General features: G+C 36.3%; 14 protein-coding genes. 6 read left to right on the forward strand and 8 right to left on the reverse strand.

The features are described 5' to 3' along the window. Positions 1 to 5: 5 nt before the first annotated feature. The 3 genes from H2677_RS09940 to H2677_RS09950 form a co-directional block, all read right to left on the reverse strand. Positions 6 to 1,172 carry an ATP phosphoribosyltransferase regulatory subunit gene (locus H2677_RS09940; RefSeq protein ID WP_212638434.1) on the reverse strand — a complete coding sequence of 389 codons (1,167 nt, stop codon included), beginning with the start codon at positions 1,170 to 1,172 and terminating at the stop codon, positions 6 to 8. 411 nt (positions 1,173 to 1,583) lie between these two features. Then, entirely contained in the window at positions 1,584 to 1,898 is a 315-nt protein-coding gene (locus tag H2677_RS09945) for a hypothetical protein (protein ID WP_004955112.1), read from the reverse strand. Between the two features lie 37 nt (positions 1,899 to 1,935). Further along, a complete protein-coding gene (locus H2677_RS09950; protein WP_129263282.1) occupies positions 1,936 to 2,955 on the reverse strand; it encodes a type I glyceraldehyde-3-phosphate dehydrogenase in 1,020 nt (339 codons plus the stop codon). 261 nt (positions 2,956 to 3,216) lie between these two features. Between H2677_RS09950 and alaS the strand changes: the two genes are divergently transcribed. Both alaS and H2677_RS09960 read left to right on the forward strand, forming a co-directional pair. Next, the gene (gene alaS / locus H2677_RS09955) at positions 3,217 to 5,865 is read left to right on the forward strand and encodes an alanine--tRNA ligase (protein ID WP_212638435.1); all 2,649 of its coding nucleotides are present in this window, start codon (positions 3,217 to 3,219) and stop codon (positions 5,863 to 5,865) included. 283 nt (positions 5,866 to 6,148) lie between these two features. Further along, complete coding sequence (locus H2677_RS09960; protein WP_212638436.1) at positions 6,149 to 7,360, forward strand: tyrosine-type recombinase/integrase; 1,212 nt, start codon at positions 6,149 to 6,151, stop codon at positions 7,358 to 7,360. 87 nt (positions 7,361 to 7,447) lie between these two features. On the opposite strand, the gene H2677_RS09965 is transcribed toward H2677_RS09960, so the two are convergent. Continuing rightward, positions 7,448 to 8,431 (reverse strand): hypothetical protein, encoded by a 984-nt coding sequence (locus tag H2677_RS09965; RefSeq protein ID WP_212638437.1) that lies wholly within the window; start codon positions 8,429 to 8,431, stop codon positions 7,448 to 7,450. 4 nt (positions 8,432 to 8,435) lie between these two features. After that, positions 8,436 to 8,948 carry a Panacea domain-containing protein gene (locus H2677_RS09970; RefSeq protein WP_212638438.1) on the reverse strand — a complete coding sequence of 171 codons (513 nt, stop codon included), beginning with the start codon at positions 8,946 to 8,948 and terminating at the stop codon, positions 8,436 to 8,438. 424 nt (positions 8,949 to 9,372) lie between these two features. Here H2677_RS09970 and H2677_RS09975 point away from each other — a divergent pair, with 424 nt between their 5' ends. From H2677_RS09975 to H2677_RS09990, 4 genes are all read left to right on the forward strand, one after another. Continuing rightward, a complete protein-coding gene (locus H2677_RS09975; protein ID WP_039047553.1) occupies positions 9,373 to 9,999 on the forward strand; it encodes a LexA family protein in 627 nt (208 codons plus the stop codon). A 14-nt stretch (positions 10,000 to 10,013) separates the two neighbouring features. Continuing rightward, the gene (locus H2677_RS09980; RefSeq protein WP_212638439.1) at positions 10,014 to 11,309 is read left to right on the forward strand and encodes a Y-family DNA polymerase; all 1,296 of its coding nucleotides are present in this window, start codon (positions 10,014 to 10,016) and stop codon (positions 11,307 to 11,309) included. 5 nt (positions 11,310 to 11,314) lie between these two features. Beyond that, positions 11,315 to 11,533 (forward strand): hypothetical protein, encoded by a 219-nt coding sequence (locus tag H2677_RS09985; RefSeq protein WP_212639603.1) that lies wholly within the window; start codon positions 11,315 to 11,317, stop codon positions 11,531 to 11,533. Between the two features lie 355 nt (positions 11,534 to 11,888). Further along, complete coding sequence (locus H2677_RS09990; protein ID WP_212638440.1) at positions 11,889 to 13,049, forward strand: hypothetical protein; 1,161 nt, start codon at positions 11,889 to 11,891, stop codon at positions 13,047 to 13,049. Between the two features lie 168 nt (positions 13,050 to 13,217). On the opposite strand, the gene H2677_RS09995 is transcribed toward H2677_RS09990, so the two are convergent. From H2677_RS09995 to H2677_RS10005, 3 genes are read right to left on the reverse strand one after another with little or no spacing between them, the layout of a single operon-like run. After that, positions 13,218 to 13,526, reverse strand: a complete 309-nt coding sequence (locus tag H2677_RS09995) for a DUF6527 family protein (RefSeq protein ID WP_212638441.1) — start codon at positions 13,524 to 13,526, stop codon at positions 13,218 to 13,220. Beyond that, complete coding sequence (locus H2677_RS10000) at positions 13,527 to 14,072, reverse strand: glycoside hydrolase family 108 protein (protein WP_212638442.1); 546 nt, start codon at positions 14,070 to 14,072, stop codon at positions 13,527 to 13,529. A gap of 59 nt (positions 14,073 to 14,131) precedes the next feature. Then, entirely contained in the window at positions 14,132 to 14,506 is a 375-nt protein-coding gene (locus H2677_RS10005; protein WP_125299816.1) for a hypothetical protein, read from the reverse strand. Between the last annotated feature and the right edge of the window lie 37 nt (positions 14,507 to 14,543).

Genomic DNA, 14,543 nt, shown 5'->3' on the forward strand with positions numbered 1-14,543 from the left:
AGCAATTAAATTTTTTCAATTACCCATTGCCCATTCTGTGACACCATTTGATGCGTCGCATAAGGAACAGAGTTTAAATCATCTTTACCTAACAGTTGCACTACACGCATACCTTGATGACGTGCATCTGCAATTGCTTTCAATAAATTTTGATCATTTCCACGAGGAGCTACTATCGTTTCAATTTTAGTAAACTGAGTAGACCCTAATGCATATAAATCACAGCTAAAACCAGTCGCAGGACGTGAACGACCAAAGTGTTCACCAATTCCATCATAACGACCACCTTGAGCTAGTGGTGCTGCGCGATTTGGCGCGTAAATGGCATACATTAAACCAGTGTGATAGTGATAACTACGAAGCTCAATCACATCAATACCGATGTTTAAATTCGACCATTTAGACTGAATTTGTGTAAATGTGCTTTCTAAAGCCTCAAATGCAGCTTTGAAATCAACATCATTTAAAATATCTTGGCTAAGATTCGCTTTTAATGCACCCAAATCACTTGCGTAACGACCTAATGCATAAAAATCAGAGCCCATTGATAAGTCTTGGGTAAACTCAGCTAATTCTGGTAAAGCTTTACGCTGATAAAGATCAGAAAGTTGATTCTCTGTATTTTTATTTAAACCAGCACGCTTAACTAAGCTACGGAATAAACCTACATGACCTAAGTCTAAATGAGCGCCTTCTAAAGTATGCGCTTGTTCAATTAGACCCAACATCACATCAATCATTTCAACATCAGCTTCGATGCTATCATGACCATATAGCTCAGCACCTAATTGTAAAGGCGCACGCGTTGCATTGAAATTCTGTGGTTTAGTATGAAGCACAGTGCCTGCGTAGCAATAACGAGCTACGCCTTCAATTGGTCGTACATGTGCATCAATACGCGCTACTTGAGGTGTCATATCAGCACGAACACCCAACAAGCGACCAGAAAGTTGATCTATAACTTTGAAAGTAACTAAATCTAAATCTTGATTTGATTCTGAAAGTGAAGACAACGATTCGATGTATTCAATAAATGGCGTATACACCAATTGATAACCTCGAACTGCGAGGAAATCTAGAGCTTCTCGGCGCAATGTTTCAACAACTTGCGCTTGTTCGGGTAATACATCTGCCACCCCGTCAGGGAGCAACCATGTCTCTGAAATGGTCATGTTCCAAACCTAAAATCTGTTTAACGTGGAGGCATCCACATAAAAAGCAACCACATAAAAAAATCGGGTGAATGCCCGATTCAGCGTAGTGTAGCATGAAGATTTATGTGATGCACCTTCGAATTTGAATAATTCTTTACCATTTAACTAGAAAGCCAGCAACTTGTTATTTTAAATTTAACAAATAGATTCAATACATTAAGATCACTCATCAATACAAACAACACTTATTTTTCAAGAAAAGAAGTGCCCAACATCTGTACTATTGGACTGTTCTCGATTGGTGAGATATTACTTTTTGATGGTGAATGTTACTTAAACAATTAAAGTAAAATATGCTTATAGTATTTTCCTAAATATGAAACTGCTGGACTAAGTAGTAGATTTATAAAACTGCTCAAATCAAAGAACTCAGCTTTTGCCTTTTGTGCCCTTTACCACGATTTCTAGAACTCCCACCAATTCAGCATTCTGCTTTTCTAAAGCAGCAACATTCGCAATCGTCTTGTCTAATACTTCTTGTTGGACATGCATTTTTTTTGCCATATCTTGCATAATCTCAAGACCTTTTTTGAGGTGCAACTCTAAATGCAAGACTTTTTCCTCTAGCCGAACGATATCTTTTGCAGTATCAGTAGGTTGATTATTTTTAAACAAGAACCAAAACAAAAATAAAACTGCCAATAGCAATAATCCAATAAATCCCCAAACCATCATTAAGCCCATTACATTCCCCAATAAATTGTTTTTTATTATTTAGATATTAAAAAGATTCACACAAATCCAATAATCGATTCGCATAACCCCACTCATTATCATACCATGCAAAAACTTTTGCTTGATGCCCCACGACCATCGTTTGCGTCAGGTCGACAATTAATGAATATGGCGAATGATTAAAATCGCTTGATACCAAATCTTCATCAGTCACTTGCATAATTTGAGCATAGTCAAACTTAGCAGCTTTACTTAGAACTTCATTAATTTTATGAACTGTGATTGGTGAATGTGAAACAAATGAAAGATCTATCGCTGCAACATTGATAGTCGGTACACGAATAGAGTACCCATCTATACGACCATCCATTTTTGGCATCACGCGTTTTAATGCGCCCAAAGCACTTGAAGTGGTAGGAATAATATTTTGTCCAGACGCTCTGGCTCTTCGTAAATCACGATGAGCATGATCCAAAACTGATTGATCTGCAGTCACTGCATGGATCTCGGTCATGAGAGCAGTATCAATCCCAAAAGCGTCATCAATAATCTTGACTAAAGGCACTAAGGCCTGTGTCGTACAAGAAACGCTAGAAATAATTTGATCAGTAGGTTTGACATCCGCATGGTTAACACCATAGACGATAGCTGCATCAACAGAATCAAATGGTGCTGCACCAATAATTACTCGCTTTGCTCCTGCATCTATATGACGTGTTGCATCAGCTCTCGATCGAAATAAACCTGTGCATTCGAGCACAACATCTACAACCAAACCAGCCCAAGGTAATAGTTCTGGCTGCGCCTGTTTAAATACTTGCAGCTTTAGTTGTCTTTGATTTGAATGAATATTTAAAAAAATTTGTTCGTTCTCAATCTCAATATCGACTTGACCAGCAAAACGACCATGCGTAGTGTCATATTTAAAGAGATGAACTAAAGTTTGAACATCAGCAATATCATTAATCGCAACAATATCAAATTGAAATTGCTTAGGGCTTTCAAACCATGCACGTAATACATTTCGACCAATTCGACCAAATCCATTGATAGCGACACGTTGCATGCAAAGCCCTTATATTCATCAAAACATCATATTTTCTTGCTATATGGTAAAACATGATCAGCCTTGTTGAATATAGATTTTTAGCTGAAACACAGTTTTATATGATATTGCTTGCAAAATCGTTGGTCGGGCACACATTTTCCGTTATAATTTAGCACTTTTAAAATCTACGCCATGTAAATGCGCTTTGTTTGCAAAAATTCAAAAACAACTCGCCTATTTTACATATAGCCAAATTCAAAATTATGGAGTGTCTTGGTTGTGAGTACTCGTTTTATGACATCAGCTGAAATTCGTGAAGCATTTTTGCGTTACTTTGAATCGCAAGGGCATACACGTGTCGCTTCGAGTTCACTCGTTCCCGCCAACGACCCTACTTTATTATTCACGAATGCTGGTATGAACCAGTTTAAAGATTGTTTTCTTGGGTTAGAAAAGCGTGACTATGTACGTGCTGTTTCTTCTCAAAAATGTGTGCGTGCAGGTGGTAAACATAATGACCTAGACAATGTAGGTTACACAGCACGTCACCATACTTTCTTTGAAATGTTAGGTAACTTCTCATTTGGTGATTACTTCAAACGTGATGCATTAAAATTTGCTTGGGATTTTTTAACGAACGAGCAATGGCTAGCATTACCTAAAGATCGTTTATATGTCACTGTTTACCATACTGATGATGAAGCATTTGATATTTGGAACAAAGAGATTGGTTTAGACGCAAGCCGTATCATTCGTATCGGTGACAACAAAGGTGGTCAGTACGCATCAGATAATTTCTGGGCTATGGGTGATACTGGTCCGTGTGGTCCTTGTTCTGAAATTTTCTATGATCATGGTGATCACATTTGGGGTGGTTTACCAGGTTCTCCAGAAGAAGATGGCGATCGCTTTATCGAGATCTGGAACAACGTATTTATGCAGTTCAATCGTACTGCTGATGGTGTGATGCACCCTCTCCCAGCTCCATCTGTAGATACAGGTATGGGCTTGGAACGTATTTCTGCTGTTCTACAACATGTTAATTCCAACTATGAAATCGACTTGTTCCAACACTTATTAAAAGCTGCTGCTAATATCATCGGCATTCAAGATGAGGGACAACCATCATTACGTGTACTGGCTGACCATGCTCGTTCTTGCTGCTTCTTGATTGCTGATGGCGTAAACCCATCAAATGAAGGTCGTGGTTATGTTCTACGTCGTATTATCCGTCGTGCAGTACGTCATGGTAATAAGCTAGGCGCTACAGGTACTTTCTTCTACAAGATGCTACAACCATTAGTCGAAGTTATGGGTGAAGCTTATCCAGAGCTTGCATCACGTAAAGATGTGATTGAAGCGACTTTACTACGTGAAGAAGAACAATTTGCAAAAACACTTGAGCAAGGTTTGAAGCTTTTAGAAGCTGAGCTTGCACAGTTGAAAGATACTGTGATTCCAGGTGCAACTGTATTTAAACTTTACGACACTTATGGCTTCCCAACTGACTTAACTGCTGATATTGCACGTGAACGTGGTTTTACCATCGACGAAGCTGGCTTTGAAGTTGAAATGGCTGCACAACGTCAACGTGCACGTGACGCAGGTAAATTCGCAGTTGACTACAATAGTATTGTCAAAGTCGAAGGTGAAACTCAATTTGATGGCTACGATGCAACTCAAGGTCAAGGTCAAATCGTTGCAATCTACAAAGACGGTACTCAAGTTGATGAAATCAATGAGGGCGATGAAGCGCTTATCGTTTTAAACCAAACACCTTTCTATGCAGAAAGCGGTGGTCAAATCGGCGATACAGGTATATTCAAAAACGATACAGGTATTTTCGAAGTACAAGATACTAAGAAATCTGGTGGTGCTTTTGTGCATCAAGGTATCGTGACGATGGGTAGCTTAAAAGCAACTCAAAATGTTGAAGCAACAGTTAAAGCAGATATTCGTGCTGCAACAGCGCGTAATCACTCTGCCACTCACCTTCTACATGCAGCTTTACGTCAAATCTTAGGTGATCACGTTCAGCAAAAAGGCTCATTGGTTGCTAGCGATATTTTACGTTTCGACTTTGCTAACGACCAGCCAGTGACATTTGAACAGCTTCAACAAATCGAACGTCTAGTGAATGCTGAAGTTATTGCAAACACTCCTGTGACAACTGAATTGCTTGACATCGAGTCTGCTAAAGCCAAAGGTGCGATGATGCTGTTTGGTGAGAAGTATGGCGAAGAAGTTCGCGTTCTGTCGATGGGTTCAATTATCGAAGAGAAAAACTTCTCAATCGAACTTTGCGGTGGTATCCACGTTAAACGTACAGGTGATATCGGCTTATTCAAGATCGCTTCTGAAGGTGGTGTAGCAGCTGGCGTTCGTCGTATTGAAGCTGTAACAGGAACTAAAGCTTTAGAAGCCGTTCAAAAAGCTGACAACGATATCCAAACAATTAATGGTTTATTGAAAGCTCAGAAAGACCAAACTGTAGAAAAAGTTGAAGCAATTGTTGAGACTGCATCAAGTTTGCAAAAACAAATTGAACAGCTAAATCAAAAATTAGCAAGTTTCCAAGCTGCTGATTTATTAGACCAAGTTAAAGAAATCGCTGGTCGTCAAACGTTAATCACAACCGTAAAAGGTTTAGATGCAAAGTCATTACGCAATTTGCATGACAGCGTAAAATCAAAATTGGAAGATGCCGTCATTATTTTAGCTGGCGTTGAAGGCGATAAAGTGAGTTTAATCGCGTCCGTCGCTAAACAATATGCTGCAAATCTAAAAGCGGGTGACATCATCAAACACTTGGCTCAAGAGCTAGGTGGCAAAGGTGGTGGTAAACCTGACTTAGCACAAGGTGGCGCGCCACTAAACGAGAAGTTTGATCAAGTTTTTGCAGCATTGCCTGCTTGGCTTGAGCAATAATAACCTCACTTTTGTGTAACTGACCCTGATGCCTCTCAGGGTCATGGCTTATATGAAACAACTATGGCATTAATCGTTCAAAAGAATTAATGCCATTAAGCCACTCTAAGACAGACCAAGACAAAAACTACAATAAAAGCCTTATTTCCCAATATTTCCCCTCATTTTAATATAGACATACTAGGACACATTAAGACAGAATTAGTCTTCTCAATTATGTACACAACTGTGTACATATTCATGCGATTTCATCCTCTCTTATAATTATGTACACAGGTGATCTATGTCTTTAACGGAATTGTGGCTGAAAGCTAATAACGGCAAAGCACGAGAGAAAGTTGAAGAAGTAGCTGACCGCGATTCTATGAGCGTTCGAATCTCGCCAAAGGGAAAAATTGTTTTTCAACTTCGATATAGATTTGCCGGTAAGGCAGATAGATTAGATTTAGGCACCTACCCTCATATCTCATTAAAAGATGCTCGGATTAAAGCTGGTGAGATGCGTGCGCTCTTAGATAAGGGACTTAATCCAAAACTTGAACAACGTGTACAACAGCAGAAATATATAGATGCGAGCACGTTTGAAGAAGTGTTTAATGATTGGTACGAAAGCTATTGTGCAAAAAAGAAAACTTCAGCTCAGCAAATCAAGAATACGTTTGAACAGCATGTCATTCCTGAAATTGGTGATTTACCAGTTGAACGCATAACTCTGCAGCAATGGTTAGCTTTACTTGAAGAGTTAGCTGATGATGTTCCCTCTATAGCCGATCGTGTCCTAACAAATGCAAAACAGGTTCTTAAGTGGGCTAAAAAGAGACAGTTGCTTGAAGTAAATGTCTTGTCAGATATCTATGCGAAAGAAGATCTAGGCATTGAGCGTAATAGAGGTACCAGATTTCTATCTGATGAAGAAATCAAAATGGTTTGGATGGCAATTGAAGAATCTAACATTTTGCCTAAAAACAAAATCTTCCTTAGGTTGTGCTTAATGTTCGGCTGCAGAAACGGTGAGCTCAGAAAGGCTAAAAAGACAGATTTCGATCTAAAGAGGAAAGTTTGGATTGTACCAGTTGTGAATAATAAGACAGGTAAGAAAACTGGTCGTGAAATTATTCGCCCAATTTTGCCTGAAATGGAAGCATTAATTGTAGAAGCTTTGGATTACAACAAATCTGCATATTTCTTAACGAATGATAATGAAGACTCACCTATGAGTCATGGATCATCCAACTCATTACCTGGTTATATTATGGAACGCCTCAGAAGGCACCATGACTATCATATGAAACATTGGTCTCTTCATGACCTGAGAAGGACAGCTCGTACTAACTTCAGTGCATTCACATCACGTGACGTTGCTCAACTTATGATTGGTCATGTAATGTCTGGCGAACAAGGTACTTATGATTATTATGAATACCTGCCTCAACAAACTGAAGCTTATGCTAAGTGGATTGAAAAATTAAAGACTATTACTAAAAATATAAATTAATAAATGAAAAATTAGCTCTAAATCCACATCAAATTCCTACTTAGCATCAGTGAGCTTTTTAATAGATATCCTCATTAATCATCACTTTTACTCTTCTTTATCGGAGCTTTTTTCATTCGGATGATTTGATAAAGTAATTTTTTCGACAACTGTAATTTCTTTATTTTTATCCTCGGACTCTAATTTCGTAGCTGGCTTGTTGGTATTCTCTTCAACATTCGGCACACTTTTAGTAGTAGTTTCTGTTGTTATACTAAATAAATTTTCTTTATTAACATTGTACATACCACCTAAACTAATAAGCAAAATCACAAGAAAAAATGAAACTGATTTGGTGTAAAAATCCCATTGACACACTTTCCAGCAATTATGGGCGAGATGCTGATTAGCAGCATTACTATGTTTTTCTAGAGCATTTTTTAAGTTACTCATAGAATTAACCCACTTAACCATCATGTTTAATAATGTGAGAAGGCAAATCATTAATAGGGAAACAATAAATACTAGATATGGCAATCTAGAGCTTGTTTCTAGGAGTTTTACTGTAGAACCAATTAAGTTCACCCCACCAAATAGAGTAAAAATAATTGAGGCAAAAATACCTAAAATTGAAATATAGTTAGCAATTGTTGATTTGGCTTGTGCATCGGCTTCATTTGCTAAGCCTTCAGCCTTTTTAGCGATTATTAAAGCATCATTTGAAGCCTCTTGGATAAATTGCTTCTGTATGAATGCTAGTTCGATATGATGGGTAAACTTTTCATAGCATTTAAGAAGATGCTCAAAATCATTACTACTTTTTTTATATTTATCAACTAATACTTCTTTTACCGTATTTGCAAAACTATCTAAAGTATTAGATTGAATTTCATTAATATTACTTTTAAATATTCTGACTGAAATTTCTTTATAAGGTAAATTATAAAATGTTTCATGATTAGTTTTTTGAACAAAGTCTGCCTCAAACAAACTAAATAGATATGCAGCTTTATCAACAATCTCACTCTTATTAAATGAGGAAGAGTCTAAGTGCAAATCTATTAATATAGTTTTAGCTTGTTCAAAGTTCATTTATTCAGATGTCCTTTGCCTTTTTTAGCTCAGACAATGAATATATTAAATTCTGAATTCCTGAATTAATTTCAGGCTCATACCTACTCCAGGCCTCTTCTCCATGAGTCATTTCTACCAGATCAAAAGCCTTTCTGCGAATTAATCTTTCAATTATAGGATCTGCAGTCTCAACAAATTTTTTATCTGCTAAAAATAATTCCTCTTTAAAATCTCTTTTATGTATACCAAATGGTGCATCTGATGATTCTTCGATGAGAGATTTTGGTTTACTTATGTGATATATATTGGCCGACTTAAACTCTCTATATACTTCTTTAACTACTGGACCATATTGCCATTTTTGGAATGGCTCATCAAAAAGTAATTCATCATTATTTTTCAGATAATTAGCAGCAACATAGTATAAAATCTTTTGAAGCTTTAGAGGCGTTAATCCTCCTAATGGAACGTCTTCATCTTTGTTAACATACCAAATAATATAGTTAGCAATATCCATCGCCTTATAATTATTCATTATCCACCTCACATATAACACTTACATCAACAGAACTTAGAAACAACAAACTAAGATTTAACATTGTCGAAAATCAGTGACGGTGTACATTTTATATTCCTTGATATAGATATGACAAAAGGCAAGACTATACTTACCTTTTATACAATTCAAATTATAGCATTTGCTATAAATAAGCAATAGTGTGGAACATTAAGTTCCACAAAGATTTACAATCTCAAAGCTAATATTTTGATTCCCATGCTATGGTTGACTCACTGTACAGCAATGCGTAAATTCCGACCAAACACTCATTAGTCCACGACAAGCTGTGACTTCTTGTTGTTTATCCACAGATAAATAAATTTGAATTTTAAAACTAAAAATCTTTAACATATATAGACAGATTCACTTCAAACACGCCTCGTAGCGTAGGAGTATCAAAATGTCTAAGAAGTTGCCTATCTACTTCTCGGATGGTGCATGGTCGAGTTTACAAACTCTCATGGGACCTGAAGGGAAACCTAGTACTACAATCAATTCCTTGCTTGAACAGATCTCGATGCAAACAGATCTGATCGATAAGCTTGGTCTCACACCTATCCTTCCAAAGTCTAAATCCTCTATACCCATGGCTTTAGAGCGTATCCCTGCAGGTCCAGCTTTTGCGACCAAAGATGATCTAGAAACTACGGTGGATCTGAATGAATATCTCATTCACAACCCTATATCATCGTTTATAGCACGTGTAGACAGTGAGTCGATGTTGGGCGCTGGTCTTGAGATTAATGATCCCATCATCATCGATCGAAGCATTGAAGCTGCTCATCAAGATATTGTAGTTGCACTGATCGATAATAAAGACTCTACGATCAAGCGACTCATGATTACAGCCAAAATGTCTAAGTCGGAAATCAAAGAGATCTTTGGTGATGAGGACTACCCTTTACCTAAAGTTTGGCTAAAAGCTGAGAATCCTGCTTTTCAACACATCATTCCTGATGACAGCCAAACTGTTGTTATATGGGGTGTAGTGACGTTCAACTTAAAGCGTATGTGTTACCGCTCATAATAAGAAGAATATTCATGAAAAGTAATACTCGCATATTCGCGCTCGTGGATGTGAATAACTGCTACGTCTCATGTGAACGTGTTTTTAATCCGTCCCTTAATGATCGCCCAGTAATTGTGCTTAGCAATAATGATGGCTGTGCCGTGGCTAGAAGTCAGGAGGCTAAAGATCTCGGAATAAAAATGGGTGTTCCACTATTCCAGATTGAAGACATTGTTAAGAAGTACAATGTGCAAGTTCTCTCAAGTAACTACGCTCTATATGCTGAAATGTCACGCAGATTCATGAATCTGCTTAGTCAATATGTTGCACCAGGAGAGCAAGAGATTTATAGCATTGATGAGTGCTTTCTTGAATTAACAGCATTCGAGAAAAACTATGATCTAACTGAATACGCACAAGAAATGAGATTGAAGGCCCAACAATGGTTAGGATTGCCCTGCTGTATTGGAATTGGCCGCAGTAAGACTGAGGCTAAAATTTCGAACCATATAGCGAAGAAAAATAAGTATTTCAATGGAGTGTGTAATTTAGCAGAGATGGATCCTTGCTCAGCTGAGCAATTGCTCGCGCAAGTGGAAGTTGGAGAAGTTTGGGGCGTTGGCCGCCAAATCTGTAAGAAACTAAACTTAATGAACATTAAGTCTGTATTGGATTTGATTGAATCAAATCCGAAAGAGATTAAAAAGTGTTTCTCTATTGTGATGGAAAAGACCGTGCGAGAGCTGCAAGGTGTCTCATGCATAGACATCGAAAATGAAAACCCATCTAAGCAGCAAATCATAAGTAGCCGTTCTTATGGACAACCCGTCTTAGAGAAAGATGATATTAAATCATCAGTGCGATTATTCGTAACGAGAGCTGTAGAACGTATGCGTCATGATGGATCTATATGCAAAATGATTGGTGTATTTATTCAGACTGGCCGTTTTAACCAGAGTGAAAAATACTCCCCCTACATCATTGTACAGATGCCTGAACATACAGATGATTTATTAGAAATTACCAGAGCGGCAATGAAAGGAATCGATCGGATCTACAAGAAGGGATTCAAATATAAAAAGGCAGGAATTGTTTTACTAGAGTTAATTCCCAAGTCTAAGTTTGTACCTGATTTATTCACTGACTACACGCACCGCAATCAGCGCGAAAAGCTTTCAAATGCAATGGAAGCTATCAAACAAAAATACGGCAAAGATCATGTTTCATTAGGACTTTGCAATGACACGAAAGCAATTTGGCAGATGAACCAAAACCGCCGATCACCCTCTTATTTAACAAACTGGAATGAACTTTTTAGAATAGGATAATGACTATGCATTTATTTAAATTAACTGATGAACAACTTACTCAAATGCTTATCCCGGGGCGATTCGTTCCACCTACTCCACCAGAGTATGAAGGTAAGAATATGGTTTATGTATTTGATAGTGAGGATAAGTTTGAATTAACTTACGATGAACTTGTAGAAATTATAAGAAAAGCAAGACAAGCTGGCCCAAGGATGGTTCCAGTCCTAGGAACTGTCAATTAGTAAAATGTGAAAATATTTGCGCATTAATAGATAACAATCTATTTAATGTGCATATATTTTCTCAATTTTTATGAAAAATAGATATTGACCTCATATTGTGCCTATTCGTATTGGTTCAATTCTTAGAGATAAGTTGAGCAAAAATCCATATCGAATGGATAAATCAGTGATTATATTGAAGCAATCATAAAATATAACATATTGAAAATATTAACTTTAATCCAAATTTAGAGATTAAATTTTAATTGGTTTTGTTAGCTATATTTGCAATAATTGTAATTAGATTTATGATTACATGAATTTGATTTATCAAATTTAAATCACATCACATAAACCAACGAAATATATATTAATCATGAATAAATCATCTTCAGAACTTTTAGCTGAAATACAAGAGTTAGCATTAAATACACATAACTATGCGATGGAGATTCTTAGTCCCTCTAAAATTAATGTAATTAATAAAGTTAAGAATTTACAAAAAGTAATTTCATCAATCCACAATAATTTTAATGATTTTTCCACTTTAACAAATAATTTTTATGAAGAAACCATTAAGGAAAAGCTTAATATCATATTAAGTAATCTTGAAATATTAAAACAAAATTTAGATCACAATGCATTTGATGAAAAAATATTAGAAACAATACGTGTTCTAGAAATGAATATTAAAGCGCTAGAGTATATTTATAGAAATGATGTACCAATTCTTAAAAATTTCGACAATCATGAATATTATGAAATTTTACTCAAAAGTATAAATTCAAATCTAGATAAAAATGATCAAATATTATTGAGTTTCAATGAATTCCATTCATTACCAGACAAAACCAAAATAAATATTTATAAAAAATTAATTTTATTAAGAAACTTAATTGTAAAAAATGTATTCGACCACATTAATAAAGACTTATTAATTGATTCAATAAACTACTTAATAAGTCTAAATGAAAATATTATTGAAGGAAAAAAACTAGTTGAAAATCTCGAAGAAACCGCTCAAAACATCAACATAAATATTAGCGAAAAAAGCAATGAAAAAATACTTCAGGCTTTTAAATCCGAGGCTACAGATTTAAAGAAAAACATTGACAACCTTAACTACCTAGTATTCTCTATATTTTTTATAATAATTATCACATTAATTATAAAAGGTATTTTAGCAATATTTTTTGATTATGCATTTCGCGACTTATACAATATATTTATTTTCATAACCATCGTATTATCCATGTCAGGTCTTTTAACATATGTAATAAAAGAAAGAACAAGAAACGTAAAGTTATACGATTTTTATCAGAGACGATATCTCGAACTAAATGCCTTACCTGAATTTATAAGCGAATTAACTCCTGAAGATAGGCGAAATTTGATAAAAGAACTTACACATACTTATTTCAACGGTAATCAATGTACAACTCAAGAAATTTCTAATGAAAGTAAAATTACTGAAATTAGCAAATATACAGAGGATTTAAAAAAAATGATTGAAAACATTCAAAGTATAACAAAGTAAGTAAAAGTTACAGCACTTATTAAAGTGCTCTAACTTGAATCCCAACATTGAAGTGAGTGTTGATTGTTTTAGCGGTACAGCTTGGCAATATACACATAATAAAAACGCTCAAAATCAATGAAGATAATGAGCGTTTGCAATTAATCCTGAGAATATCTAAATGCATAATTACAGATCCTCAATCGGTACCATATCTACTGTTTGTCCTGCTAACTCATGATGGCAGTCTGAAAGAAATTGGATTTTCCCCTCAGTTAAAAATAGATGGCATCGACTTTCAGGATAGTGGTCATTTACGAGCAGTGATGGTGTAAATGTTGGTTTATTGACATCACCATTAAAACCCCACTTACTACCATGAGGATGACCATTAACATGAAATGGATGTAAATATTTACAACCAGGGCATTTAAACACATAGATACCACTGCTCCAATATTCCAGATATGGAGTTAATTCTGTTACGGTTTCAGTCATTTAGATCACCACTCGACTTGAGATCCAACCGTAAAAAAACTGTTCTTGAGTTGGATTGCGTTCACAGATTTCGATGTAGCGCTGCCCTTGCATGATGTTGAGCACTCGGATTAAGACCTTTTCACCTTCTTTCCCACGTTTGGCCATATAGGTTTTGAGAGCATTTAATGTTGCAGATCCATACACACCATCGACTACTAAATCTGACCATCCACCTTTACCTTGATTGTTCAAAAGATTCAAAGCACGTTGTAGCAACGGTTTAGCAAAACCAGTTCCACAGTTCACACCTGTATCGAGTAGTTCTTCAGCCACGGCGTTACTAATCAGATTGACTTGATCAAATCGTGGCGAGATCCAATACTGTTTTCGATATATGTCTTTGGCCACACTTAATGGCAGATCTCGCATGTAACCTTTAAATCCACTTACACGTGCGACCGCTTCAGTGATCCCAAACTTAGTCGCTCCTCCTCGATCATCAGGATTGTTTACATATCCACCTTCACGCTTAATTAACTCTTCAAGATATTGTTCGATGTTCATTTTGCTTTCCTTTAGGCAATAAAAAACCGCCTTTCTGCGGTATAGGGATCAAATCAGATCTATTTAAAAATTGAGCCAAATGTTTCTTTGACTTCTAGAATGATTTCAGCAAGTGACTTGCCTTTCATCAGCTGCACAGCTTGGTACAAGATACCAATACACAGCATTCCAAACACAGCAAACATCAGCATGACAAAGCCTTGAGCCATGTGTGAGTAATGTTTTGATAATTCATAGTATTCAATAAAAGCTGAGCCACCGTACAAGCTAATAGCAACACTAAAGACAAACTTCATAATCACACTAACGTTGATTTTAATTCGCCCTTCTTTGTCTATATCTCCACTTAAGGTTAGTGCGAATATAGCCCCCACAACTGCTGCTAAAATCTTGATGAACCACGGCAAAGCTTTAATTGAAAGTTGTTCATGCATTTTTACTACTCCAGAAAATGAAAAACCGCCAAAAGGC

The organism is Acinetobacter junii (assembly GCF_018336855.1).
GTDB classification, from domain to species: domain Bacteria; phylum Pseudomonadota; class Gammaproteobacteria; order Pseudomonadales; family Moraxellaceae; genus Acinetobacter; species Acinetobacter junii.